At 63.6% G+C, this 24798-nt stretch carries 25 protein-coding genes; 12 read left to right on the forward strand and 13 right to left on the reverse strand.

Annotated features, from left to right (window positions below; translation table 11 throughout):
• Window positions 1-5: 5 nt before the first annotated feature.
• The 5 genes from AC1VON_RS07790 to AC1VON_RS07810 all read right to left on the reverse strand — a co-directional run bounded on the left by AC1VON_RS07790 (window position 6) and on the right by AC1VON_RS07810 (window position 3523).
• Window positions 6-809: an isocitrate lyase/PEP mutase family protein gene (locus AC1VON_RS07790; protein ID WP_172347186.1), complete on the reverse strand. Its 804-nt coding sequence runs from the start codon at window positions 807-809 to the stop codon at window positions 6-8.
• A gap of 74 nt (window positions 810-883) precedes the next feature.
• Window positions 884-1738, reverse strand: a complete 855-nt coding sequence (locus AC1VON_RS07795; RefSeq protein WP_172347185.1) for a hypothetical protein — start codon at window positions 1736-1738, stop codon at window positions 884-886.
• Window positions 1739-1811: 73 nt separating this feature from the next.
• Entirely contained in the window at window positions 1812-2471 is a 660-nt protein-coding gene (locus tag AC1VON_RS07800; protein WP_172347184.1) for an HAD family hydrolase, read from the reverse strand.
• Complete coding sequence (dut, locus tag AC1VON_RS07805; RefSeq protein ID WP_483121348.1) at window positions 2471-2956, reverse strand: dUTP diphosphatase; 486 nt, start codon at window positions 2954-2956, stop codon at window positions 2471-2473. Before dut ends, AC1VON_RS07800 begins: the two co-directional genes overlap by 1 nt.
• Window positions 2957-3052: 96 nt before the next feature.
• The gene (locus AC1VON_RS07810) at window positions 3053-3523 is read right to left on the reverse strand and encodes an Lrp/AsnC family transcriptional regulator (protein WP_172347183.1); all 471 of its coding nucleotides are present in this window, start codon (window positions 3521-3523) and stop codon (window positions 3053-3055) included.
• Between the two features lie 111 nt (window positions 3524-3634).
• Here AC1VON_RS07810 and AC1VON_RS07815 point away from each other — a divergent pair, with 111 nt between their 5' ends.
• From AC1VON_RS07815 to AC1VON_RS07830, 4 genes are all read left to right on the forward strand, one after another.
• Window positions 3635-3883, forward strand: coding sequence for a DUF6356 family protein (locus tag AC1VON_RS07815; RefSeq protein ID WP_172352771.1), 249 nt, complete (start codon window positions 3635-3637; stop codon window positions 3881-3883).
• 15 nt (window positions 3884-3898) lie between these two features.
• Window positions 3899-4699: a class II glutamine amidotransferase gene (locus AC1VON_RS07820; protein ID WP_483121350.1), complete on the forward strand. Its 801-nt coding sequence runs from the start codon at window positions 3899-3901 to the stop codon at window positions 4697-4699.
• Window positions 4700-4853: 154 nt separating this feature from the next.
• Complete coding sequence (locus tag AC1VON_RS07825; RefSeq protein ID WP_483121352.1) at window positions 4854-5306, forward strand: amidase family protein; 453 nt, start codon at window positions 4854-4856, stop codon at window positions 5304-5306.
• A gap of 22 nt (window positions 5307-5328) precedes the next feature.
• A complete protein-coding gene (locus tag AC1VON_RS07830) occupies window positions 5329-5595 on the forward strand; it encodes an amidase family protein (RefSeq protein WP_483121353.1) in 267 nt (88 codons plus the stop codon).
• Here the strand turns inward: AC1VON_RS07830 and AC1VON_RS07835 are convergent.
• Window positions 5589-6662 carry an NAD(P)/FAD-dependent oxidoreductase gene (locus tag AC1VON_RS07835; protein WP_483121355.1) on the reverse strand — a complete coding sequence of 358 codons (1074 nt, stop codon included), beginning with the start codon at window positions 6660-6662 and terminating at the stop codon, window positions 5589-5591. The two genes, AC1VON_RS07830 and AC1VON_RS07835, sit on opposite strands and share 7 nt — an antisense overlap.
• Before the next feature lie 127 nt (window positions 6663-6789).
• On the opposite strand from AC1VON_RS07835, the gene AC1VON_RS07840 reads away from it, so the two are divergent.
• The 3 genes from AC1VON_RS07840 (at window position 6790) to AC1VON_RS07850 (ending at window position 9986) form a co-directional block, all read left to right on the forward strand.
• On the forward strand, window positions 6790-7386 hold the full coding sequence (locus AC1VON_RS07840; RefSeq protein ID WP_483121357.1) for a TetR/AcrR family transcriptional regulator: 597 nt from the start codon (window positions 6790-6792) through the stop codon (window positions 7384-7386).
• Complete coding sequence (locus AC1VON_RS07845; RefSeq protein WP_483121359.1) at window positions 7383-8294, forward strand: haloalkane dehalogenase; 912 nt, start codon at window positions 7383-7385, stop codon at window positions 8292-8294. Before AC1VON_RS07840 ends, AC1VON_RS07845 begins: the two co-directional genes overlap by 4 nt.
• 99 nt (window positions 8295-8393) lie before the next feature.
• Window positions 8394-9986 carry a peptide chain release factor 3 gene (locus AC1VON_RS07850; protein WP_172347178.1) on the forward strand — a complete coding sequence of 531 codons (1593 nt, stop codon included), beginning with the start codon at window positions 8394-8396 and terminating at the stop codon, window positions 9984-9986.
• A 116-nt stretch (window positions 9987-10102) separates the two neighbouring features.
• Here AC1VON_RS07850 and AC1VON_RS07855 read toward each other — a convergent pair whose 3' ends face one another.
• The gene (locus tag AC1VON_RS07855) at window positions 10103-10570 is read right to left on the reverse strand and encodes a VOC family protein (protein WP_140769881.1); all 468 of its coding nucleotides are present in this window, start codon (window positions 10568-10570) and stop codon (window positions 10103-10105) included.
• Between the two features lie 265 nt (window positions 10571-10835).
• Here AC1VON_RS07855 and ilvD point away from each other — a divergent pair, with 265 nt between their 5' ends.
• Window positions 10836-12680, forward strand: a complete 1845-nt coding sequence (ilvD, locus tag AC1VON_RS07860; RefSeq protein ID WP_483121361.1) for a dihydroxy-acid dehydratase — start codon at window positions 10836-10838, stop codon at window positions 12678-12680.
• A gap of 46 nt (window positions 12681-12726) precedes the next feature.
• On the opposite strand, the gene AC1VON_RS07865 is transcribed toward ilvD, so the two are convergent.
• Complete coding sequence (locus tag AC1VON_RS07865) at window positions 12727-14481, reverse strand: ABC transporter ATP-binding protein (protein ID WP_483126288.1); 1755 nt, start codon at window positions 14479-14481, stop codon at window positions 12727-12729.
• 205 nt (window positions 14482-14686) lie between these two features.
• Between AC1VON_RS07865 and AC1VON_RS07870 the strand changes: the two genes are divergently transcribed.
• Both AC1VON_RS07870 and AC1VON_RS07875 read left to right on the forward strand, forming a co-directional pair.
• Window positions 14687-15967, forward strand: coding sequence for an amidohydrolase family protein (locus tag AC1VON_RS07870; protein WP_483121363.1), 1281 nt, complete (start codon window positions 14687-14689; stop codon window positions 15965-15967).
• Between the two features lie 108 nt (window positions 15968-16075).
• Entirely contained in the window at window positions 16076-16999 is a 924-nt protein-coding gene (locus tag AC1VON_RS07875; RefSeq protein WP_483121364.1) for a DMT family transporter, read from the forward strand.
• An 18-nt stretch (window positions 17000-17017) separates the two neighbouring features.
• Here the strand turns inward: AC1VON_RS07875 and AC1VON_RS07880 are convergent, their stop codons facing one another.
• A complete protein-coding gene (locus AC1VON_RS07880) occupies window positions 17018-17920 on the reverse strand; it encodes a phosphotransferase (protein WP_483121366.1) in 903 nt (300 codons plus the stop codon).
• Between the two features lie 105 nt (window positions 17921-18025).
• On the opposite strand from AC1VON_RS07880, the gene AC1VON_RS07885 reads away from it, so the two are divergent.
• Window positions 18026-18658, forward strand: coding sequence for a class I SAM-dependent DNA methyltransferase (locus tag AC1VON_RS07885; RefSeq protein WP_172352769.1), 633 nt, complete (start codon window positions 18026-18028; stop codon window positions 18656-18658).
• 94 nt (window positions 18659-18752) lie between these two features.
• Here the strand turns inward: AC1VON_RS07885 and AC1VON_RS07890 are convergent, their stop codons facing one another.
• Both AC1VON_RS07890 and AC1VON_RS07895 read right to left on the reverse strand, forming a co-directional pair.
• On the reverse strand, window positions 18753-21194 hold the full coding sequence (locus AC1VON_RS07890; protein WP_483121368.1) for a GcvT family protein: 2442 nt from the start codon (window positions 21192-21194) through the stop codon (window positions 18753-18755).
• Window positions 21191-22078, reverse strand: a complete 888-nt coding sequence (locus AC1VON_RS07895) for a phosphotransferase (protein ID WP_483121370.1) — start codon at window positions 22076-22078, stop codon at window positions 21191-21193. The genes AC1VON_RS07890 and AC1VON_RS07895 overlap by 4 nt, the downstream gene beginning before the upstream one ends.
• Window positions 22079-22490: 412 nt before the next feature.
• On the opposite strand from AC1VON_RS07895, the gene AC1VON_RS07900 reads away from it, so the two are divergent.
• Window positions 22491-23267 (forward strand): DeoR/GlpR family DNA-binding transcription regulator, encoded by a 777-nt coding sequence (locus AC1VON_RS07900; RefSeq protein ID WP_172347171.1) that lies wholly within the window; start codon window positions 22491-22493, stop codon window positions 23265-23267.
• Here the strand turns inward: AC1VON_RS07900 and AC1VON_RS07905 are convergent.
• Complete coding sequence (locus tag AC1VON_RS07905; RefSeq protein WP_483121372.1) at window positions 23264-24163, reverse strand: NAD(P)/FAD-dependent oxidoreductase; 900 nt, start codon at window positions 24161-24163, stop codon at window positions 23264-23266. The two genes, AC1VON_RS07900 and AC1VON_RS07905, sit on opposite strands and share 4 nt — an antisense overlap.
• On the reverse strand, window positions 24153-24602 hold the full coding sequence (locus AC1VON_RS07910) for an RrF2 family transcriptional regulator (RefSeq protein ID WP_483121374.1): 450 nt from the start codon (window positions 24600-24602) through the stop codon (window positions 24153-24155). Before AC1VON_RS07910 ends, AC1VON_RS07905 begins: the two co-directional genes overlap by 11 nt.
• Window positions 24603-24798 lie beyond the last annotated feature (196 nt).

Genomic DNA, 24798 nt, shown 5'->3' on the forward strand with positions numbered 1-24798 from the left:
CCTGTTCATGATGATGGCTTGCTGTATAGCGCCTGCAGCTTGCCGAAAGGCATGGCGGCGCGGGTGAAGCCGAACGTGCCGTCCTGCTGGATCTCGCGTGCCGCCGTCTCCAGCATGCCGTAGGCGAAATTGGTCAGCCATGGCCCGAGTGAAATGCGCTTCACGCCGGCCATGGCAAGATCGGCGATGGTAAAGCCCGGCTTTGCCATGACATTGACCGGCTTGCCGACCGCCGAGCAGATCGTACGCACCATCTCGATGTCACCGATCCCTGGCGCATAGAGTACGTCGGCGCCAGCTTTCTCGAAGGCCTGCAACCGCTTGATCGTGTCGTCGAGATCGGTTCTGCCCCAGAGGAAATTTTCGGCGCGCGCGGTGAACACGAAATCGCGCTTCAGCGCCCGCGCCGCTTCCACCGCCGCGGCGACGCGCTCCACCGCATGCGAGAAATCATAGATCGGCTTGTCGGGATCGCCGGTGTGATCCTCGATCGAGCAGCCGGCAAGGCCGGCCGCTTCCGCCGCGAAGATGGTTTCGGCGGCCCGCTCGGCGCTGTCGCCCTTGCCCCTCTCGAGATCTGCCGAGACCGGCAGGTCGGTCGCCGCCGTCACCTCGCGGCAGTGATGGATCATCTGCTCGAAGGTCACCGAGCCGTCCGGCAGGCCTCGCGAAAAGGCGAAGCCGGCACTGGTTGTCGCCAGTGCCTTGAAACCGAAGGAGCCGAGCAGCTTGGTCGTGCCCGGATCCCAGGGATTGGGCATGACGAAGGTCGAGGCATGCAGGTCGCGAAAAATCTTGCCCTTGTCCATGAATGCTCCCCATCACGAGTTTTGGAGCGGATGCTACCGCGCTGTCTCAAGTCGGGCAAACGAATGCGTTTGGCTCAGAAGCGTTTCGCGTTCTCTGCTGACAATTTCTCGAACGCGTCGGAATCCTTGACGTAGTGTGAGGTCTTCTTGTCCCAATGGTAGGTGACGGAAATGTCGTGCGACGCCGCCTTGGGCGCAGCCTCATCGCAACTTTCACCACTCGGCACCGTGGCGTCGGTCGCCGTCACCTTGATCGCTGCATAAGGCTTTCCGTCGTCCAGCGTCAGGAAGGCCAGATCCTGGGTGCGTTTGTAGGCGCAGACGTTTTCGTCGAACGTGTTGATCGTGTCGACCAATTGAAGGCGATCCCCGCGAGGCAGGATCAGCAGCGTACTCACATAGCCCTGGTTCGAATTGAAATGCGTGCTCATGGAGATGAGCACGTCGTCGCCGTCGCCGATCGAAAGCTTGTTCGGCTCGCGGAAATAGGTGCCGCGGTCGACCGCGACATTGGCCGCATCGAGCAGTTTCGGCTTGGCCGTGACGTCGAAGAGCGCCAGCACCGCATAGCCTTCGGCGCTGTCGGGAGAATCGCCGAGATCGAACAGCATCGCCAGCCGATCCTTGCCGCCGGCCTTGATGGGAAGCACTGCCGCATTGGACAGGCTCGTCGTCTCCGGTGGCGAGCCGCCCTCATCGCCACCGGCAATGTGGCGCATGTCGATCGGCAATCCACCCTTGTAGAAACCGTCCTTGTCGGCGGCGAGGTCCGGGATGACCATTTTGGCCAGGTCGAGATAGCTGACATCGCTGCGGCCGGGCAGTGGGCTGTTGAGTTCGGGAAAACTCACGGTTTGCGCTCCGGCCGCCGTCCACAAGAACGGCAGCAGCATCAAGGCGAGCATGAAGCGGAGCAGGTTCGTCGGCATGAGTGTCCCCCCGGAGATCAGGCCAGTCACGCTAGCACGGGTTCCAGCATCGTGCAGCCGTGTCGGAACAGGATCAGTGGATCGGCACCAGGCCGGCCAGCTCGCGCATGTCGTCGAACAGGATGCCGCCGGCCTGGATCAGGCCGTCGCGGTCGGAATAGGGATCGCCATGATAGGAAAACACCCGCATGCCGGCGGCAATGCCGGCCTGCGTGCCCGCGACGCTGTCCTCGATGACGATGCAGTCGGCGGGCGCGAAGTCCATGGTCTTGGCCGCATGCAGGAACAGGTCGGGGAAAGGCTTGCCGCGCCCGACCATGGTGGCACTGAACATCGCATGTTCGAAGAGCGGCAGCAGCCCGGTCTGGCCAAGCGTGATATGCATCTTCGACACCCTTGCCGAAGTGGCGACACAATAGTCGATACCGGCCGCGCGGACCGCCTCGATGAACTCGCGGACATAGGGGATCGCCTCGACCCCATGCGCGAACAGGTCCGGTAGGCCGGCATTCCAGCGATCGACGAAATCGGTGCCGAGGCGAACATCGGTCTGCTCTTCGATCTCCTTCTGCACCGAGGCCATGCTGCGGCCGGAGAAATTCTTGCGGCAATATTCGAAGCTCGTCGGATAGCCAGCCGCGCTCAGCCACTCGGCAAGGCGCCGGTTGGCGAGGTTCTCCGTGTCGACCAGGATCCCGTCGCAGTCGAAGATAACAAGTTTCGGGATGGGCATCAGGCGGTGCCGGTCGATCCGAACCCGCCCGAGCCACGCGCCGTACCGCCGGCCAGCGAACGTTCTTCGACGGCCACCTGCGTCACGGCAGCGAAAACGATCTGGGCGATGCGCATGCCGCGCGTCACGGCAAAATCCTCATCGCCGAGATTGACCAGCAGCACCTTCACCTCGCCGCGATAGTCGCTGTCGACCGTGCCTGGCGAATTGAGAACGGTGAGGCCATGCTTGAAAGCAAGGCCGGAGCGCGGCCGCACCTGGCCTTCCATGCCTTCGGGGATTTCCAGGATCAGCCCTGTCGGCACCAGAGCGCGTTTCCCCGGCAGGATCAGCAGCGGCCGGTCGTCGGGCACCGCGGCGCGCAGATCCATGCCGGCGGCGCCGGCGCTTTCATAGGCGGGGATGGGTAGTCCTTCAGCATGCGGCAACCTGACGAAGCCGACGGTCGGACCGATGACGGAGGAGTTTTGGAGGGCTGCGCGCATAAAATCGATCCTATCGGCGCGATTGCCGATTCGGTCAATTCGCCCGCAAGGGTATCAACGGCTTTCTTTCGGGCATCACTGTGGCCTGAGCGCGCTTCAGCGCACTTCCATCGGAACCACTGTCGTTTCCTTGATCTCCTCCATCACGAAGGAGGCCGACACGTCGGACAGCGCCACCTTGGCGATCAGCCGCTGGTAGAGCCGGTCATAGGCCTTCACGTCGGCGACGCGGGCGCGCAGGACATAGTCGAGGTCGCCGGACATGCGGTAGACGCCGGTGATCTCGGGGAAGCCGGTCACCGCGGCGCGGAATTTCTGCAGCCAGTCCGGGTCATGGTTCGACGTCCGGACCAGGATGAACACAGACAAGCCAAGCCCGAGCTTGTCGGCATCGACCAGCGCCACGCGCCCGGTGATGACGCCTCCCTCTTCCAGCCGCTTGACGCGCCGCCAGCAGGCATTGCGCGACAAGGCCACCCGTTCCGATAGCTGGTCGACCGACAGCGTGCCGTCGCGTTGCAATTCGGCAAGCAGTTTTCGGTCTATTTCATCGATATCCAGCGCCATATTGGGATGTTTGTCCCATGGAATAGCAAAATACAAGGACATTTTGAGACCGATGAACCGGCGAAGCGTGCCAGGATACTCATATCGGAACTCACGCTGAAGGGGGCCAGCATGTCGGTCGCAAGCATCTTCACCTCTCATCCGGCCAAGGTTGGCGAAACCTATTTCGGCCATATGGCCTTTGCCGCCTGGTTTTCGTCGCGTTTGTTGATGGCGGCGGGTGCCGCGCTCGTTCACGCTTTCTTGCCATTTCTCTTCGAGACTACCGCCAGCCGAATCGTCCGTGAGCTTTACGAGCGGACGCACAACAGAGGCACACACGCGACCAACGAGCCCGCGGCTCTTCCGGATCGCGCCTAGAGGACGACAGAAGCGATGTGCCGTTGGGCGGCCTATCTCGGTGAAGCGGTCTTTCTCGAAGACATCCTCACGGCGCCCTGCCACTCGCTGATCGCCCAGAGCCATTGCGCCCAGGAGGCGAAGTCACCGACCAATGGCGACGGCTTTGGCCTTGCCTGGTACGGCGACCGTCAGGAGCCCGGCCTCTACCGCGACATCCTGCCGGCCTGGTCCGATCCCAATCTGAAGAGCCTGTGCCGGCAGATCAAATCCGGCCTGTTCCTCGCCCATGTGCGGGCCTCGACCGGCGGCGCCACCAGCCGCATGAACTGCCATCCCTTCATCTCCGGCCGCTGGTCGTTCATGCATAACGGCCAGATAGGGGGCTTCGAGAAAATCCGTCGCGCGCTGGAGAATTCATTGTCCGACGCCGTCTTCGACCAGCGCGAAGGCACCACCGATTCCGAACTCTTTTTTCTGCTTATGATCGACGAAGGATTGGCCGGCGACCCGCAGGGTGCGGTGTCGCGCGCCACCAGCCGGATTCTCGAAGCCTCGCGCCGAGCCGGCCTCGAACCGGCACTGAAACTCACCGCCGCATTCTCGGATGGGCAGGCGCTGCACGCGGTTCGATATGCCACCGATGCGCATGCGCCAACACTCTACACCTCTATCCTGCGCAAGGGCGGCGGCGGTTGCATCGTCTCCGAACCCTTCGATCGCGAAGGCGGCGACTGGCAGGCGATCCCGCCGTCGAGCTTCGTCACCATGACTGGGGACGGGATCAGCATTCGGCCATTTGCGCCAACGGCGGCGAAGCTTGCGCTGGTAGGGTAGTCTAAGTCGGAAACGCCGCCGTAGAGCGCCGGTCTCAACAGACGACCGGCACAATTCCGATCAAACGGAGCTAAGCTCCGAATGCTCAAATCCGCTTGAAGTCGTGCCGCTGTCCGCCATTTTCCAGGCAAGCGGTCAAGCCGGAGCATTTGCCATGGACATCGCTTTCTCCTCGATAACCAACCTCGCCGCAGCCATCGCCCAGCGTAAAATCTCCGCCGTCGAGGCACTCGATGCCCATCTGGCGCAGACCGACCGGCACAATGAAGGTGTCAACGCCGTCATCTTGCTCGACCGGGAGAGCGCATACAGCCAAGCAAAAAAGGGCGACGCCGCACTCGCGCGCGGCGCCGCGCCCGGGTCGCTGCACGGCGTTCCCTTCACGCTAAAGGACACGCACGACACCGCGGGCATGAAAACCACGGTCGGCTTCCCGGCCTTCGCCCACTATGTCGCCAGCGACGACAGCCCGGTGGTTGCGAGGCTAAAGGCCGCCGGCGGCGTGCTGATGGCCAAGACCAATGTCGCGACCATGTTGTCGGACTGGCAGTCGAACAATCCACTGTTCGGCCGCACTCGCCTGGGACAATTTTTTCGACCGCCATGATGCGCTGCTCTGCCCGGTTGCCATGACCACGGCCTTTCCGCATTGCGAGCCGGGCACGCCGATCAACGCCGGTGGCGAGGAGCAGAGCTACTGGATGCTGCCGGCCGATGGCGCCGTCTTCAATTACAGCGGCCACCCAGCACTTTCGATGCTGTACGGACAGGATGGTGACGGCCTGCCGATCGGCCTGCAACTGGTCGGCAAACGCTGGTCGGAATCGCGGCTGCTTGGCATAGCCAGCGCAATGGCGGGGTTGTCCGGCGGCTTCCGCCGTCCGCCGGGTTACTGAGCAAAGCGCGACAGCCCATAGGGCGCCAGCAGCGGATCGCGCTCGCCATCAAGAATCTCTCGCGTGGCGAACAGGCCGACGGCCGGCGCCAGCGTGATGCCGGAATGCAGGACTGCGACGTAGACGCCGTCCATGCCCTCGGCCCGGCCGATGATCGGAAAGCCATCGATCGGATTGGGGCGGTAGCCAATGGTGTGGAAATCGAGCTCCAGATCCTCGGCGCCGCGCAACGCTGCCTTCGCTACTGCAAACAATTCGCGCGCCGTGGCGGCGGGGTCATCGCCGGGATCGCCGCCGGCGAAATCCGAGCCGGCGATGATGCGGCCTTCGGCGGTCTGGCGCATATGCAGCCTGTCGGCGTGCACCAGACCGTTGAGCAGTTTCTTGTAGGGCCGCGAATGGACGATCAGCCCAGGCGGCGTCTCGATCGGCAGGCTGATCCCCGCCGTCGCGGCAATGTCCGGAGCGCCGACGCCGGCGGCGATCACCACCTCGTCGGCGGCAATCAGCCCATGCGATGTGTCCACGCCCGTGATCCTGCCATCGGTCTGGACAAGAGCCGTCACCGTACTGGACAGGACGCGCGCCCCTTGTCGCTCCGCGTCCGCCAGCAGCGCTTTCGCGGCGGCCACGGGCTCTGCGACACCTTCCTCCGCGACGTGCAGGGCAAAACCGGGAAACTCGACGAGGTTGGGTTCGATGCGTGCCACTTGCTCCCGGTCAACCCGTTCGATGCCGTAGCCCCATGAAGAGTGCTCGGCCGCGTAGGCTTCGAGCCTGTCCGCCGGCAGGTCCCAGTTCAGGCCGCCGCACCAGGCCAGCGGCAGGCCCGGCAAATCATTCGCGAGCCGCTTCCACTCGGCCATGGCGCGGATGCGGAGCCGGAAATAGGGCTCCGGATTGCCCCAGCTGGCGTTGATCCAGGCAAACGAGTTCGGCGTCGCCACACCGCCGGGTGCACTGTCCGCGATGACCGTCACCTGCGCACCTGCCTCGGTCAGGTGCCAGGCGATGGAGGCGCCGATAATGCCGGCGCCGATGACGATGATTTGTTTCGACGCGGTCATATCAACTCCTCTGCCTCTTGTCCTTGAGAGCACCCCCTCCAAGTGCCACCTCGTTCGTCGCTTGCCAACATCGGGCATGGCAAAATATGCGCCTTGACTTCAATACGTACGTACGTATTATACGACCATGGCTAGACAATCACTCCGCGAAAAACTCCTCGATGCCGGTTTCAAGACCCTCTGGAACTCGGGCTATGCCGCCGCCGGCGTGCGCGACATCGTGGCGGCCGCCGATGCGCGGCCGGGCTCTTTCACCAACCATTTCGCCTCCAAGGAGGCGTTCGCCGGCGAGGTGCTGGACCGCTATTTCGCCTATGTCAGCGGGCTGGTTGAAGCAGCGCTGGCGCAGGACGGCACGCCGCCGATCGGCAGGCTGCGCCGCTACCTCGACGTCATCACCTCGAAGCTCGAGGCGCATGACTGGGCGCGTGGCTGCATGATCGGCAATCTCAGCCTGGAGACCGCGGTGCACAGCGAGCCGCTGCGTTTGCAACTCGTCGCTATCTTCGAGCGCTGGCGCCAGCCTTTCGCCGCCTGTATCGCCGAAGGCCAGGCGGCCGGGGACATCCCTAAAACCTTCGAGGCCGAGGACCTCGCCGACTTCCTGCTGTCATCCTGGCAGGGCGCCATGCTGCGCATGAAGGTCGAACGCAGCCCCGCGCCGCTCGAACGGTTCAAGGAAATCATCTTCAGCACTGTTTTCGCCAGGGAGACACCCCAATGAACTCGAAAGCCGACAACGCCTTGCGGCGTTCTCAGATTGCCGTACTCGATTCGACCATGTCCTATGTCGAGGCCGGAACGTCCGGTCAAACCGTGCTGTTCCTTCACGGCAACCCGACCTCGTCCCATATCTGGCGCAACATCATCCCGCATGTCGCGCCGTTTGGCCGCTGCATCGCGCCGGACCTGATCGGCTACGGCCAGTCCGGCAAACCCGATATCGACTATCGTTTCTTCGACCATGTCCGCTATCTCGACGCCTTCCTCGATGCGCTCGACATCAAGGAAATGGTGCTGGTCGCGCAGGATTGGGGCACGGCCCTGGCCTTCCATCTCGCGGCGCGGCGGCCGCAGCGCATTCTCGGTCTCGCCTTCATGGAATTCATCCGGCCCTTCGAGCGCTGGGAGGATTTTCACCAGCGCCCGCAGGCCCGCGAAATGTTCAAGGCGCTGCGCACGCCCGGTGTCGGCGAAAAGCTGGTCCTGGAAGACAATGTCTTTGTCGAAAAGGTGCTGCCGGCCTCGGTGCTGCGAACGATGAGCGAGGAAGAGATGGCTGCCTACCGGGCGCCTTTCCCGACACCGCAATCGCGCAAGCCGGTTCTGCGCCTGCCCCGTGAATTGCCCATCCAAGGCCAACCCGCCGACGTTGCAGCCATCAGCGAGCATGATCATCGCACGCTGCGGCTGTCCACCTATCCGAAACTGCTGTTCGCCGGCGATCCCGGCGCGTTGATCGGGCCGGAGGCGGCACGTGAATTCGCGGCCGGGCTGAAAAACTGTCGGTTCATCAATCTCGGACCCGGCGCGCACTATCTGCAGGAGGACCACGCTGACGCGATAGGCGGCGCCATCGCCGGCTGGCTTCCGCAGATCCTCCAGGTGAGCCATATGAGCGAACTGGCCTGAGCGGCCAATGGCATCCGGCGGCGTCAGTGCCGCCGGACCGGTCGACAGCCCGGCACTGCGCTGCTAGAAGCCCGGCCTGTCACACGGAAATCCCAGAGAATGCCCGAAACAATACCAGAGGAAGTGGCGCGCCGCCGCACCTTCGCGATCATCGCCCACCCCGACGCCGGCAAGACGACGCTCACCGAAAAGCTGCTGCTGTTCGGCGGCGCCATCCAGCTTGCCGGCGAGGTCAAGGCCAAGAAGGACCGCATCCAGACCCGGTCCGACTGGATGAAGATAGAGCGCGAGCGCGGCATTTCGGTCGTCACCTCGGTGATGACGTTCGAATATGAGGACAATGTCTTCAACCTCTTGGACACGCCCGGCCACGAGGATTTCGCCGACGACACCTATCGCACGCTGTCGGCGGTCGACTCGGCCGTCATGGTCATCGACGCCGCCAAGGGCATCGAGCCGCGCACGCTGAAACTGTTCGAGGTCTGCCGGCTGCGCGACATCCCGATCATCACTTTCGTCAACAAGATGGACCGCGAAAGTCGCGATCCGTTCGAAATCCTGGACGAGATCGAGCAGAAGCTGGCGCTGGACACTGCCCCCATCACCTGGCCGATCGGCCGCGGCAAAACGTTCTCCGGCACCTATCACCTGGCGCTGAACGCGGTGCGCAAGGGCGACGACGAGAAGGAACGCACGCCGGTCAATGGTCCCGATTCCAACCGCGTCGCCGGCCTGCTGCCGGAAAACGAGCGCGAGGCCTTCATCGAGGAGCTGGAGCTCGCGCGAGAAGCGTGCAGACCCCTTGATATAGACGCTTTTCGCGAAGGCCACCTGACGCCGGTTTATTTCGGCTCGGCGCTGCGCAATTATGGCGTGCGCGACCTGATCGAGGCGCTCGGCGCCTTCGGCCCGCCGCCGCGCGCGCAGGAGGCCGACACCCGCAAGGTCGAGGCGACCGAGGACAAGATGACCTCCTTCGTCTTCAAGATCCAGGCCAATATGGACCCCAATCACCGCGACCGCATCGCTTTCGTCCGAGTCTGCTCGGGCAAGCTAGAGCGCGGCATGAAGGCCAAGCTGGTGCGCACGGGAAAGCCGATGTCCCTGTCCGCGCCGCAATTCTTCTTTGCCCGCACTCGCGTCACGGCAGACGAAGCCTTTGCCGGCGACGTCGTCGGCATCCCCAATCACGGCACGCTGCGCATTGGCGATACGCTGACCGAGGGCGAGGAGATACTGTTCCGCGGCGTGCCGAATTTCGCACCGGAGATCCTGCGCCGCGTCCGCCTCGGCGACGCGATGAAGGCGAAGAAACTCAAGGAAGCGCTGCACCAGATGGCCGAGGAAGGCGTCGTGCAGCTGTTCTCGCCCGAGGACGGCTCACCCGCCATCGTCGGCGTTGTCGGCGCGTTGCAGCTCGACGTGTTGAAGGAGCGGCTGAATTTCGAATACACGCTGCCCGTCGAATTCGAGATGTCGCGCTTTTCCGTCTGCCGCTGGATATCGGCCGACGACAAGGCGGAAGTCTTGCGCTTCATCGAGGCGCATCGCGGTGACATCGCCCGCGACCTCGACAACGATCCGGTGTTCCTCGCCCAGCACGCCTTCTCGCTGAACTACGAAGCGGAGCGCTGGAAGGCAATCCGCTTCGCCACGATCAAGGACTACCAGGTCCGCGACAGGGCGGCGTAAAGTTCTCCCTTCTCCCCGGGTTACGGGGAGAAGGTGCCCGAAGGGCGAACCGGGTCTTCACCGTTCGAAGCTCGAAAAGCCAAGCAATTGGCTTCGTCCGCTGCGCGGACAGCTTTTCACCCTTTGGCCGCCGCTTCGATCTTGGCGATGTCGATCTTGCCCATCTGCATCATCGCCGACATCACCCGGCCGGCCTTGGCCCTGTCCGGATCGAGAAGCAGCCTCGGCAATTGCTCCGGCACGACCTGCCAGGAGACGCCGAACTTGTCTTTCAGCCAGCTGCAGACACCGGGCTCGCCACCTTCCGTGAGCTTTTCCCAGAAATAATCCACCTCTTCCTGCGTCTTGCAGTCGATCGACTGTGACATCGCCTCGTTGAACTTGAAGTTCGGGCCGCCATTGAGCGCCTGGAACGGCACGCCGTCGAGCTCGAACGTGGTCATCAGCACTTTGCCCTCACTGGCGTGTCCCTTGGGCCAGCGCAGAACGCTCAGCACCTTCGAATTCTTGAAGATGGAGACATAGTGGTTCATCGCCTCTTCGGCCTGGCCGTCGAACCACAGGCAGGTGGTGATCTTTTGCATGTCGCGCTCCTCGCTTGCTCTTGCTGCTACAGTGAAACGGCTGACCCCGGGAATAGTGCCATTTCCGTGCCGTCTGCCCAAGGACGGCCGTGCGCTCCGCAATCCGACAGCGGCATGCGATTTTTCGTGGGTTCTCGTTTTTCGGCGGAATCTGGCGCATCGCAAAAATGTGGCCAGACCAAGCTGTGGCGTCTATAACGCCTGCGATCGAAATTCAGCTCCGCCGCGCCATGCTTTGGCCACGGCCAGCCACCAAGGAAAAAACATGCCTGCCTATCGCTCCCGCACCACCACCCATGGCCGCAACATGGCCGGCGCCCGCGGCCTGTGGCGCGCCACCGGCATGAAGGACTCGGATTTCGGCAAGCCGATCATCGCGGTGGTCAATTCCTTCACCCAATTCGTGCCGGGCCATGTCCATCTGAAGGACCTCGGCCAACTGGTCGCGCGCGAGATCGAGAAGGCCGGCGGCGTCGCCAAGGAGTTCAACACCATCGCCGTCGATGATGGCATCGCCATGGGCCATGACGGCATGCTCTATTCGCTGCCGTCGCGCGAATTGATCGCCGATTCCGTCGAATACATGGTCAACGCCCACTGCGCCGACGCCATGGTCTGCATCTCCAATTGCGACAAGATCACCCCCGGCATGCTGATGGCCTCGCTGCGCCTCAACATCCCGACCGTGTTCGTCTCCGGCGGACCGATGGAAGCCGGCAAGGTGGTGCTGGCTGGCAAGACGCAGGCGCTCGACCTGGTCGACGCCATGGTCGCGGCCGCCGACGACAAGATCTCCGACGAGGACGTCAAGGTCATCGAGCGCTCGGCCTGCCCGACCTGCGGTTCCTGCTCGGGCATGTTCACCGCCAATTCGATGAATTGCCTGACCGAGGCGCTCGGCCTGTCGCTGCCGGGCAACGGCTCGACGCTGGCGACGCATGCCGACCGCAAGCGCCTGTTCGTCGAGGCCGGCCATCTCGTCGTCGATCTCGCCCAGCGCTATTACGAACAGGACGACGAGACGGCACTGCCACGCAGCATCGCCTCGAAAGGCGCCTTCGAGAACGCCATGACGCTCGACATCGCCATGGGCGGTTCGACCAACACGGTGCTGCACATCCTGGCCGCCGCGCATGAGGGCGAGGTCGACTTCACCATGGAGGATATCGACCGGCTGTCGCGGCGGGTTCCTGTGCTCTGCAAGGTGGCCCCGGCAAAGTCCGACGTGCATATGGAAGACGTCCACCGCGCCGGCGGCATCATGGCGATCCTTGGCCAGCTCGACGAAGCAGGGCTGATCAACCGCGACCTGCCGACGGTGCATACGGCCAGCCTCGGCGAGGCGCTCGATCATTGGGATATTTCGCGCACCTCCAGCCAGAATGTCCGCGACTTCTTCCTCGCCGCGCCCGGCGGCGTGCCGACGCAGGTCGCCTTCAGCCAGGACCGGCGCTGGGACGATCTCGACACCAATCGTGAGACGGGTGTCATCCGTTCCGCAAAGACGCCGTTTTCGAAGGATGGCGGTCTTGCCGTGCTGAAAGGCAATCTGGCGCTCGACGGTTGCATCGTGAAAACGGCGGGCGTCGACGAGTCGATCCTGAAATTCACCGGCCCGGCGCGGGTGTTCGAAAGCCAGGACGCTTCGGTCAAGGCAATCTTGTCCAACGAGATCAAGGCCGGCGATGTCGTCGTCATTCGCTATGAGGGACCGCGTGGCGGCCCCGGCATGCAGGAAATGCTCTATCCGACCAGCTATCTGAAGTCGAAAGGCCTGGGCAAGGCCTGCGCGCTGGTCACCGATGGCCGCTTCTCCGGCGGCACGTCGGGCCTGTCGATCGGCCATGTCTCGCCCGAAGCCGCCGAAGGCGGCACGATCGGGTTGGTCAGGGAAGGGGATACGATCGAGATCGACATTCCCAACCGCACCATCCGCCTGGCCGTCAGCGATGCCGAGCTTGAGGCACGCCGGGCGGCGATGGCGGCCAAGGGCGCCTTGGCCTGGAAGCCGGAAGAAAAGCGCAAGCGCAAGGTGACGACCGCGCTGCGCGCCTACGCCGCCTTCGCCACCAGCGCCGACAAGGGCGCGGTGCGGCACGTGCCGGAGTGAGGTAGTTTCTTCCTTCTCCCACAAGGGGAGAAGGAAAGGCGCCGCGCTACGGCATCAGCTGATACTCATACAGCTTCTGGTAAAGCCCGCCCTGGTTGAGCAGCGCCTTGTGAGAGCCGCTCTCTACCACCTTGCCGCCCTCCAGCACCACGATCGTGTCGGCCTGATGCACGGTCGACAGGCGGTGCGCGATGACGATCGTCGTGCGGCCTTCGGTCAGTTGCTGCAGTGCTTCGCGGAACAGCGCTTCGGATTCGGCGTCGAGCGCGCTGGTCGCCTCGTCCAAGAGCAGGATTTCGGCGTTGCGCAGCATGGCGCGTGCGATCGAGATGCGTTGGCGCTGGCCGCCCGACAAGAGGCCGCCATTCTCGCCGACATCGGTCTCATAGCCTTTCGCCTGCGCCATGATGAAGTCATGCGCGTTGGCGGCCTTGGCGGCGGTAATCACCTCTTCGTCGGTCGCGCCTTCTCGCCCGAGCCGGATGTTGTGCATGATCGTGCCGGCAAACAGGAATGTCTCCTGGCTGACATAGGCGATCTTTTCCCTGAGCGAGGCGAGCGTCGCATGCGAAATATCCTGGCCGTCGAGCAGGACCTTGCCGCTCTTCGGGTCGTACATGCGCATGATCAGGTTCAGGATGGTCGACTTGCCGCCGCCGGAAGGCCCGACCAGCGCCGTCATCTTGCCCGCTGAAAGGGTCAGGTCGAATCCGTCGAGCACAGGCGGACCGTTCTGATAGGCGAAGCTGACGGCATCGAACCGGATCTCGCCTGGTCCGGCCCGAAGCGGCCGCGCGCCCGGTTTCTCGGCCAGGGTCAGCGGCTCGTCGGCGAGTTGGAACATCATGCGCACGCCGACAATGCCGCTTTCCAACGAGATGCGCACGCGCGCAAGCCGCTTTGCCGGCTCATAAGCAAGCAGCAGCGCCGCGATGAAGGCCATGATGTTGCCAGGCATCTGGCCGCCCTGCAGGACCAGGAAGCCGCTGACCATGACGGCGCCGGCGATCGCCAGCCCTGCCAGCGTCTCCATCACCGGGCTGGTCACCGCTTCCAGCGCGGCGATGTTGTTGGCCCGATCCTCGACGTCCGCCACCGCCTTGTACATGCGCTTGCGCATCAAGCTTTCGAGGTTGAAGGATTTGACCACCCGCACGCCGATCGCGGTTTCCTGCATCACCTGAATGATCTGGCCGACCGAGCGGAACTCCATGGCAGCGAACTTGCGCACACGCTTCAGGATGCGATTGACGCCGTAGATGGCCAGCGGACCGACGACGAAGCAGATCAGCGACAGCATCGGTTGCTGCCAGACCATGACGCCAATCAAGGCGAGCAGGGTCACCAGATCGCGGACATAGGAAGTAACGATCAGGTCGAGCACGTTGCGTGCCGCCTGGGCATTGTTGGTCATGCGGGTGATCAGGTCGGATGACGAGGTCGAATGGTAGAATTCGATGCCTTGCGCCAGGATGCGGTCGTAGATCTTGCGCTGCCGGTCGGCGATGATGGCATTGCCGACCCGGCTCATGAAGTAGGCCTGGACGAAATTGGCGAGGCCCTTGAGGATGAAAATCCCGGCGACCGCGCCGGCAATCATGTTGACACGGTCGACCCGCTTGTCGATCACGAATTCATTGGTGATTTCGCGCAGGATCCAGGCGCTGGCAGCCGTCATGCCGGCCACCACCAGCATCGACAGGATGGCGGCGCCGTATCCGAACTTATGCTGCCCGAAGGACTCTTTTACCAACCGCCCGATAAGGCGCTGGTTCTCCACCGAGCGTTCGTCGCGTTTCAGGAACGGCAAGTTCAGGTTCACACGGGACTTCCATGGTTTGCGACTGTGGCCTTGAGTCCGAAGCCGATCGCTGCGTGGACGAAAGGCGGCTTATAGAGGGAGTTGTCGCTGGAGGAAACCTTTCGCGGTCGGCGAAAGAAACGGCTGCGGCAAGCTGTCTTTTGCGCCACCATGGCTGGGTGATTCTGGAATGGGATGACGACAGATGGATTTCGACCTTATCGTTCGTGGCGGCACGCTGCCGGATGGCAGGATTGCCGACATCGGCATCAGCGGCGAGACGATCGCGGCGATCGAGCCCAAACTGCAGGGTTCCGCCCGGACCGAGGTCGATGCAAGCGGTAATCTGGTCTCGCCGCCCTTTGTCGATCCGCATTTCCACATGGATGCAACGCTGTCCTATGGCATTCCGCGCATCAACGCCTCGGGCACGCTGCTCGAAGGCATTGCGTTATGGGGTGAACTGAAGCCGTTGCTGACGCACGAGGCGGTGCGCGACCGGGCGCTTGCCTATTGCGACTGGGCGGTGTCGATGGGCCTGCTCGCCATCCGCACCCATGTCGATGTCTGCGACGACAGGCTGCTTGCGGTCGAGGCCCTGCTCGACGTCAAGAAAACGATCGCCCCTTACATCGACCTGCAACTCGTGGCGTTTCCGCAAGACGGCTTCTACCGCTCGCCGAAGGCGCGCGAAAACACCATTCGTGCGCTGGACATGGGCGTCGATATCGTCGGCGGCATCCCGCATTTCGAGCGTAGCATGGCCGACGGCACGCGCTCGGTGACCGAGCTTTGTGAGATCGCGGCAAAACGCGGCCTGATGGTCGACCTGCATTGCGACGAGACCGACGACCCGCTGTCGCGCCACATCGAGCAGCTGGCCTATGAAACGCAGCGCCTGGGCCTGCAGGGCAGGGTGGCAGGCTCGCATCTCACCTCGATGCATTCGATGGACAACTACTATGTCTCGAAACTTCTGCCGCTGATCGCCGAGGCCGGCGTCTCCGCCATCCCCAACCCGCTGATCAACATCATGTTGCAAGGCCGTCACGACACCTTCCCCAAGCGCCGTGGCCTGACCCGGGTCAAGGAAATGCAGGCGCTGGGCATCCGCGTCGGCTGGGGCCAGGATTGCGTGCTCGATCCCTGGTATTCGCTGGGCACCGCCGACATGCTCGATGTCGCCTTCATGGGTCTGCACGTCGCCCAGATGTCGAGCCCGGCCGACATGGCGCGCTGCTTCGACATGGTCACCAACGTCAACGCCGCCATCATGGGGTTGGATCATCTGGGCCTGGCGGTCGGCAAGCGCGCCAGTCTTGTCATTCTCGACGCCGGCAATCCGATCGAGGCCCTGCGCCTGCGCGCCGAGCGCATTGGCGTCATCGCCAAGGGCAAGGTTGTGGCGGAACGGACAAGGCAGGATACCAGGCTTTCCCTGCCTGGCAGGCCGGCGCAGGTGAACCGCAGGCACAGAACCACCTAGATATAGCCGATTCCCCATGCTGGTCTTACCGATTTCCTGATTTCGCCTCGTCAAAGCAGCGGCTTCGGTCTACGACGCGGCCTACGTGAGGGAGGAATCGGGATCGGCATGACGCAGCCCGTGGCGCAGAATTCCACAATCAGGAACGTTCTTCTGGCCGGCATTCTGCTGATGCTGGCCGGCGATTTCATGTTTGCGCTGAACGATGCGATGGGCAAATGGCTGGTCGCGAGCTTCTCTGTCGGTCAGGTGGTGCTGATCCGCTCTGTCGGCGCCTTCATCGTGCTCGGTCCGATGATCGCCAACCAGGGCGCCGCAAAGCTTTTCCGCTTGGAGCGGCCCATCCTCCAACTCCTGCGCGTGGTGGCGACCACGGCCGATACCGGGCTGTTCTATGCCGCGGTCGTCTATCTGCCGCTCGCCGATGTGATGAGCTTCTACATGGCCGGACCGATCTACGTCGCGGCGTTGTCGCACCTGCTGCTGGGCGAAAAGGTCGGCTGGCGGCGCTGGCTGGCGATCCTGGTCGGCTTCTGCGGCGTGCTGATCATCCTGAAGCCGTCCTCGGAGGCGTTTTCGCTATCCTCGGCCTTCGCCCTCGTTGGCAGCATCGCCTTTGCCTTCGCCATCATCCTTAACCGGCGTTTGCGTGGCACCAGCGATACCAACCTTGTGACATGGCAGACGATCGGCACGTTGCTGGTCGGCGGCGCGCTGACCATCGGCGCGTGGCGGACACCCTCCGCGATCGATTTCGGCGCCATGCTCCTGCTTGGCATCGTCTCCTGTGCCGCCCATCTGATGATCACCAGGGCATTGAAGCTGGCGCCGGCCTCGACGCTGGCACCGCTGCACTACACGCTGCTGCTATGGGCCGTGGTGTTTGGGTTGGTGTTCTTCGGTGACGTTCCCGGCCCGCGCATCCTGATCGGCTCGGGCATCGTCGTCCTGGCCGGCATCTTCATTTTCCACCGCCAAAAGGTGGTCGACACCACGGTGCCGCCTGAAAACGTGCCGAAGGGCGTGAATTGACGCCTGTCGCCCAAAGGGCTAACCCCGGCGTATTGCCGCCAGATGCCGCGAAAACTCCGGCGTCTCCATCAACGCCCTGCAGCGCGCGAAGCGGCCGTCGGCATAGGCGCGGAAATCGTCGACGGGATTGTCGTTGGCAAGCTGTATCAGCCCCCACAGCGTCCACAGCAGGTCGCACATCGCCTTGTAGATGACGATACGGCCGCGCTCCGCCGGCTTTGCTTCGCCGCCAAAATAGGCGCGCATCATCTCCTCGTCCTGCGCAGCGTCGAACTTGCCTTCGACACTGAGGTCGCCGAGATCCCAGAGCGGGTCGTTCATCCCCGAATATTCCCAGTCGACGATCCACATCCGCTCGCCCGTATCGAGGAAGTTTTCGCACAGCGGATCGCAATGGCAGGCGACGAGCGGCAAGGGATGGGTGGCCAGCGCCGAGCGCACGCTCCCGGCCTCGCGCACCACGCCATGGTAGCCGGCGGGCAGGGCGACGTCCTTGGTCGACAGGACCTTGAGATAGTCGTCGATCATCGCGAACAGTTCGAAGCGGAAAGGAAACGCCGCACCGGACGCGTGCAGCTTGCGGAACGCTTCGCCGGCGCGGGCGGGGCTGCCCGGCCGTTCCCTGAATTTCTCCGGTGACATCGTCTGTGCACCGGCGATGAAGCGCGTCACCATCACGCCGGTGCCGGCGTCGGCATGCAGCACTTCAGGGCTGACGCCCGCCTTTGCCGCTTCACGCGCGGCCACCGCTTCGTTGGCGCGGTTGATGTATTCCTCGGTGCCCTTGCCCGGAATGCGCAGGCAGAAGTCGCCGGCCTTGAAGACCAGATTGGTGAGGCCGCCAAGCCGGTCCAGCGGTCCGGCATAGCCGGCCAGCACCGGAATGGCGGCAAGTTCTGCCCGCGCCTCGTCTGTCCTCATGCCTGCGCCCCCACGCGATTATTTCTCATCGCAACGGTTCCACAATTTTCGCCGTTTGGCTATCATCAGATCGTGGTGAGCAAGAGAGCGGCTGGCGGAACGGCGATGGTGGACGGCAAACATCATGGGGCGCTCGGCGCCGCCTATGCGGCGAAGCGGCCGGAGGAAGTGGCCGCCCTCTATGACCGTTGGTCGCAGACGTATGACGCCGACATGTCAGCCGCCGGTTATCGCCATCCGACGATCTGCCTTGCCTTGCTCGCCCGCCATCTGCCGCGTGGCTTGGCGCCGCTGCTCGATGCCGGCGCGGGCACCGGGCTCATCGGTGAATGGTTGAACATTGCGGGCTATCCCGAAGTCGAGGCGCTGGACATCTCGCAAGGCATGCTGGATCAGGCCGCCCGCAAGGGCGTCTATTCCGCACTGCATTGCCTGGCGATGGGCGGGCCATTGCCCTTTGCCGACGATGCCTATGCCGGGATCATCTCGGCCGGCGTCTTCACCTCGGGCCATGTCGGCGTCGAAGGGCTGGACGACCTGATCCGCATCTGCCGTCCCGGCGGGGTGATCGTGCTGACGGTCAAGAACACGCTGTGGGATCAGGGTTTTGCAGCACGGATCGCCGAACTCGAGGCGCAAGGCATCGTCACCCGCGCCGAGGAGACGCGGCCTTACGTCTCCATGCCGGGCGAGGCCGACACCGTGCCCAGCCGAGGCCTCGTCCTGCGGGTAAACTGAAGTAATTACAGGAAGAGTGTGTCGCTGTTTTCTCTTGGGGATTGCGTCAACACAAAGAGGCGGTTCGGCGTTTCGGCGAAACGATGAACCGTATCTAGGCCTTTACCCTCTCCGCTGTTGGATCGTACATCGGCTCGAGATGGATCTTGGCTGGCGTCCGCTCCATCGCGACCACCAGTTCATAATCACCCGAGGCGAGGAAATCGTCGCTCACCCCGTCGCCATTGCGCACATAGCCATAGCCGATATTCCTGCCGAGCGTGTAGCCATAGCCGCCGCTGGTCAGGTAACCGACAGGCTCGCCATCGCGCAGGATGGTCTCCCGGCCGAGCAGCACGATCTGCGGATTGTCGACCGTGAAGCCGGCAAAGCGCTTCTTCAAAGGCACGCCATCGAGTTTCTCGAGCGCGCGCCGTCCGACGAAATCGGTGTTCTTGCGCAGCTTGACCGCCCAGCCGAGCCCGGCTTCCTGCGGCGTGTCGTTGGGCGTGATGTCGGAGCCCCAGGCGCGGTAGCCCTTTTCCAGGCGCAGCGATTCCAGCGCCCGGTAGCCGACCGGGCGGATGCGGTGCTTCTCGCCCGCCGCCGTCAATGCGTCGAAGACGTCACCGGTGGCCGCGATCGGCACATGCAATTCCCAGCCGAGTTCGCCGACATAGGTGACGCGCAGCGCCCGCACCGTGTGGCCGGCAACGGCGATCTCGCGCACATGACCGAACGGGAATGCCGCGTTCGACACATCGGCCTCGGTCACCGCGGAAAGCACATCGCGGGCGCGCGGTCCCATCAGCGACAGCGTGCCGAATTCCTCGGTGACATCGGTCAGCCTGCAATCGAGGCCCTCGCCGATATGGTCACGGATCCAGGAGGCATCATGCGTGCGGAAACCGGTGCCGGTGACGATGTAGAATTTCTCTTCGGCCAGCCGCGCCACGGTCAGGTCGGCCTCTATGCCGCCCCGCGTGTTGAGAAGTTGCGTGTAGGTCAGCCGGCCGACCGGCTTGCTGACATCGTTGGCGCAGATCCAGTCCAGCGCCTTGGCCGCATCGGGGCCGCTCAATTCATATTTGGCGAAAGACGACTGGTCGAAGATGCCGACATGCTCGCGCACATGCCGGTGCTCGTCGCCGACCGCCGAAAACCAGTTCTGCCGGCCCATCGAATAGATGTCCTGCGGCTCGACGCCTTCGGGTGCGAACCAGTTCGGCCGCTCCCAGCCGAGCTTGGAGCCAAACACCGCGCGCCGTTGCTTCAGCCTGTCGTAAAGCGGCGAGACGATGCGCGGCCGGCCTGAGGCATACTCTTCGTGCGGAAAGCCGATCGTATAGTGCTTGCCATAGGCTTCCAGCGTGCGTTCGCACACCCATTGCCGGTCGCTGTGCAGGTTGGAAAAGCGCCTGATGTCGACCACCCACAGGTCGAGCGGCGCCTCGCCGTCGACCACCCACTGCGCAAGCACCCAGCCGGCGCCGCCGCCCGAGGCGATGCCGAAGGCGTTGAAGCCGGCGCCGACGAACATGTTGGCGCATTCGGGCGCTGTGCCGAGAATGAAATTGCCGTCCGGCGTAAAGCTTTCCGGTCCGTTGATCATCTGCTTGACGCCGACGCTTTCCAGCGCCGGCACCCGTGCGATCGCCTGTGTCATGTGCTGTTCGAAATGATCGTAATCGTCGTCGAACAGCCGAAATTCCCAGTCGTTGGGCACATCACCTGTCGTCCATGCCTGCGGGTTGGGCTCATAGCCGCCCATCACCAGCCCGCCGACCTCCTCCTTGAAATAGGTGCGCCGGTCGGGGTCGCGCAGCGTCGGCGCGTCGGTTGCCAGTCCATCGATCTTCTCGGTGATGATGTATTGGTGCTTCACCGGCTGCAGCGGCACATTGATGCCGGCCATGGCGCCCACCTGCCGTGCCCATTGGCCGGCGCAGTTCACCACCTTGTCGCAGGCGATGTCGCCTTGATTTGTCTTAACGGCCGTGATGCGGCCGCCCTTCATCTCGAAGCCGGTGACGCGGACATCCTCGAACAGCTTCGCGCCATGCATGCGCGCGCCCTTGGCCAGCGACTGCGTGATGTCGGAAGGGCTCGCCTGGCCGTCGGTCGGCAGCCAGGAGGCACCGACGAGATCGCCGGTTTCCATCAGCGGCCACATCGCCTTGACCTCGGCCGGCGACAAAAGATGCATGTCCATGCCGAAGCTCTTCGCCGTCGTCGCCAGCCTTTTGTATTCGGTCCAGCGGTCTGCATTGGTGGCAAGCCGCAGGCAGCCGGTCATCTTCCAGCCGGTAGCAAGACCGGTCTCAGCCTCCAGCCCCTTGTAGAGGTCGACCGAATATTTGAGCACCCGGGTGATCGATGCCGACGAGCGTAGTTGCCCGACCAGACCGGCCGCGTGCCAGGTCGAGCCCGAGGTCAGCTTGCCCTGTTCCAGCAGCACGACGTCGGCCTTGTGGTCGCGCGCCAGATGATAGGCCGTCGAGCAGCCGATGATGCCGCCGCCGATGACGACGACCGCGGCCTGGCTGGGCAAGGTCATGATTTCAGGATCCCGTATTTCGTCCGGTAGTTGTCCAGCGCCGCGTCGAGCCGCATCAGGTTTTCCTCGGTGTAGGCGACGTAGTCGATGCCGGGCGCGTCGAGATAGAGTTCCGACACCATGCTCCACATCGCCTCGCGCAACAGCGAGGCGCATTGCATGGCGGCGTGCGAGCGGCGGATCGCCTCGTCTGGTTCCTTCATGAAATAGGCGGTCAGGAAGGCGAAGGATTCCTCGTCGCTCATGCCCGCATTCGAAGCGACGCCGGCAAGGTCGAACATCGCCGTGTTGAAGCCGGCATATTCGAAATCGATCAGCCACAGCCTGCTGCCGTCGTCGAGAATGTTGGCCGGCAAAAGGTCGTTGTGGCCGAAGACGATCGGCAGCAATTTCTGCGCCCGCTCCAATTCGTCTGCCAGCGTCAGCAGCCGTGGCAAGTCACCGCGCTTGCGGCTGCCGCCTTCCTCAAGCGTGCGCGCATAATCGCGGATGACGTGGAAGACCCAGAACATGAAGCCGGCGCCGGAAATATGATTGGGCATCTCCCGGTGGAAGCCGCGCATCAAGGCGGCGACGCGGCCGAGATTGGTGCGCACGTCCTCGGCAAGATAGGTCTTGGCGCCAAGGAACGCCGTCACCATGATGCCCGGTTCGGCGTAATGGACCGCCGGTGCGAAACCGGCGGCATGGGCCGCCCGCGCGGTCATCACCTCGCGTTCGCGGAAGACATGGTGGAACGGGTAGTCCTGACCGAAGCGCACAACATGCCGTCCGGCACCGTCGCTGACCACATAATTGGCGTTGCTCAGGCCGCCGGGCAGCGGGGCGATCTCGATGGAGCCGGTCCAGCAGGGCAGGGCGCGGATGCGGTCTTCGGCAATCACGGGGTCATCCCTGGGTTGCTGGGCTTCGACAAGGCGCCATGGACAGCGCAGCGACGGCGGGGAGAAACGCAAATAATCTCGTCGGTGCGGGACGCCAGGATCGGTATCCCGCACCGCACCGACGAGCCCCTTGGCCAGGTTTTTGATCCCGGCATCCGCCCCCGCGGATCTGAAAATTCCTTGCGTCAGGCACGTTCAAGACTGCCTGGCCAGTGAGTTGCGGCTCTGCCATCGCGCTCCCGTCGCAACTCCGAAACCCCTGTCGATGGCTGGATTTCACGCCAAGGTTGCCCGGTTGTCAACAAAAAGATGTGACTTTTTTTGGGTGTTTTGCCCGAAACTAGGGGTCAGTCCCTTTAAAAGCGCTTGAATTGCCTTAAAATCGGTCAAAAGCTGAGCCCGGGAAACCCCAATGGTCCATTCCAAACGCCACGGCGAGATCCTTCGGCTGCTGCAGGAAGAGGGAACCGTCACCATCGCCAGCCTGGCCGACCGGCTGGGTGTTTCGCTCGAAACCGTGCGCCGCGACGTCAAGCCGCTCACCGCTGATGGGTCGGTGCTGAAGATGCATGGTGCCATCGGCCTGCCGTCGATGATCGGCGAAGCGCCGTTCGAGCGACGCATGCGCGAGAATGCCGATGCCAAGCGCGTCATTGCCCGCATGGTCGCCGCCACCATCCGCGATGGCGAGTCCATCATGCTCGATACCGGCACCACGACCTCGTTCCTGGCGCGGGAACTGCTCGGCCACCGGCGGCTGACGGTCGTCACCAATTCGTCTGATATCGCCCGCACGCTGGCCACCATCAACGGCAACAAAGTCTATATGGCCGGCGGCGAATTGCGCAGCGATTCGGGGGCCGCGTTCGGGATTTCGGCCATCGAGTTCGTCAGCCGTTTCTCCGTCAGCCATGCCATCATCTCCACCGGTGCCGTCGATTCCGTGACGGGTGTCATGGACTACGATCTGGAAGAGGCCGAATTCGCCCGCATGGTGCTGTCACGCGGCCAGCGCTCGCTCGTCGTCACCGACCACACGAAGTTCGGCCGCCAGGGCCTTGTCCAGGTCTGCGGCTTCGACGGCTTTTCCGAACTCGCCACCGACCGCGCGCCGCCGCACGATGTGGCCGCGGCGCTGGCGCAGGCGGGCGCGCGGCTCAGCATCGCCGGCGGCGAAGTCGCTTTTTAGCCGAACACCAGGGATTGGTGGGCGCACACGCCAGCGAAAGTCCCGCCCGATACGGCAAAGGCGATGTTGTGCATCGCGCGCGCCGCGTCGCCGGCAGCGTAGACGCCAGGGACTGTCGTCTGCTGCCGGTCATCGACAGTAATCACCGGGCCGAGGAAGCTGTCGGTGAAGCCGCAACCAAGCTGCTCGGCCAGCGGGCTCGCCATCATGTTGCGCGGTGCGGTGAACATCGCCCTGACACCAACCTGTCGGCCGCTGTCGAGGTGGACGATCAGGCCGCCGGAGCCGTCCTCCCTGAGTTCGCTGACTATCGCGGGTTCGAACCTGATGGTCTTGCCCTCCATGGCGAGCATCTGCTCGGTGTCGGGCTCTATCTGGCCGTTGCCGAACAGCGTGACGTCGCCCCAGTCGGCGATCAACTGCGCCTGATGCATGGACATGGGGCCGGTTGCGAGCACGCCAAGCGGCCCGCCGGAAACCTCGAAGCCGTGGCAATACGGGCAGTGCAGCACGGTCTTGCCCCATTGCCCGGCAAGCCCGGGAACCTCCGGCAGGATGTCGCGCACGCCGGTGGCCAGAACCAGTCGCGCGGCGCCGAATGTCTCGCCGCCATCGGTGGTGATCTCGAAATTGCTGCTGCTGTTGGCCACGGCCTTGTCGGCACGCGCCTGGACAAACCTGGCCGTCGGATAGGCAAGCAGTTGCCGCCTTGCATCGTCGAGTATGGCGCCGGGGGTACGCCCGTCCTGACCGAAAAAGCCATGCGAATGCGCGGCAAAGCGGTTGCGCGGCTGGCCGGCGTCGATCACCAGGACGTTGCGCCGGGCCCGCGCCGCCTGGATCGCGGCGGACAAGCCGGCAAAGCTGCCGCCGACGACGGCAAGGTCATATTGCATGGCTGGAGACTCCAATGAGGTCATAACGGCGGCGGAAATCGGCGGTCAGGTCGGCCAGCGTGATGCGGCTGAGCTTCTCCGCCAGCAGCTTCTCCGCCGCGATGCGAAAATCGTCGAGCACGGCGATCACCGCTTGCTCGACGAGACAGCCGGGGCTTTCCGGCTCGGTGCTGAACGGCAGCAGCGTCTCGCCAAGCGCGGCGCTGATCTCGGCCAGCGAGATGGTCCCGGGCGTTCGCCCGAGCAGCCAGCCGCCGCCATGCCCGCGCGATGAGGTGACGATGCCGGCATCGCGCAAGCCGGCGATGGTGCGACGCACCACCACCGGATTGGTGTGGATGAAGGTGGCAAGCTGCTCGGAGGTCAGCGCCTGTTCGGGCTTCTCGGCCATGTGGACGAGAATGTGCAGGGTTGAGGACAGTCGGCTGTTGCGTTTCATGTAACTTAGTTAGTTACGATTGATGGCGATGTCAAATCCGCCGCGTTAGCGCCCTCCCGCAATGTTTATGCGATCCAATCATTGCAAACAGCGCCGGTCGGCACGAACCTCCCTTGCCGACATCAAGGTGTCGGGTTCGAATGTGCACAGGTTCGGGTTCGGCGCTGAGACAGCAAGTGCCGTATTCTCAATCGGA

It is taken from the genome of Mesorhizobium sp. HAY1-8B, assembly GCF_056868045.1.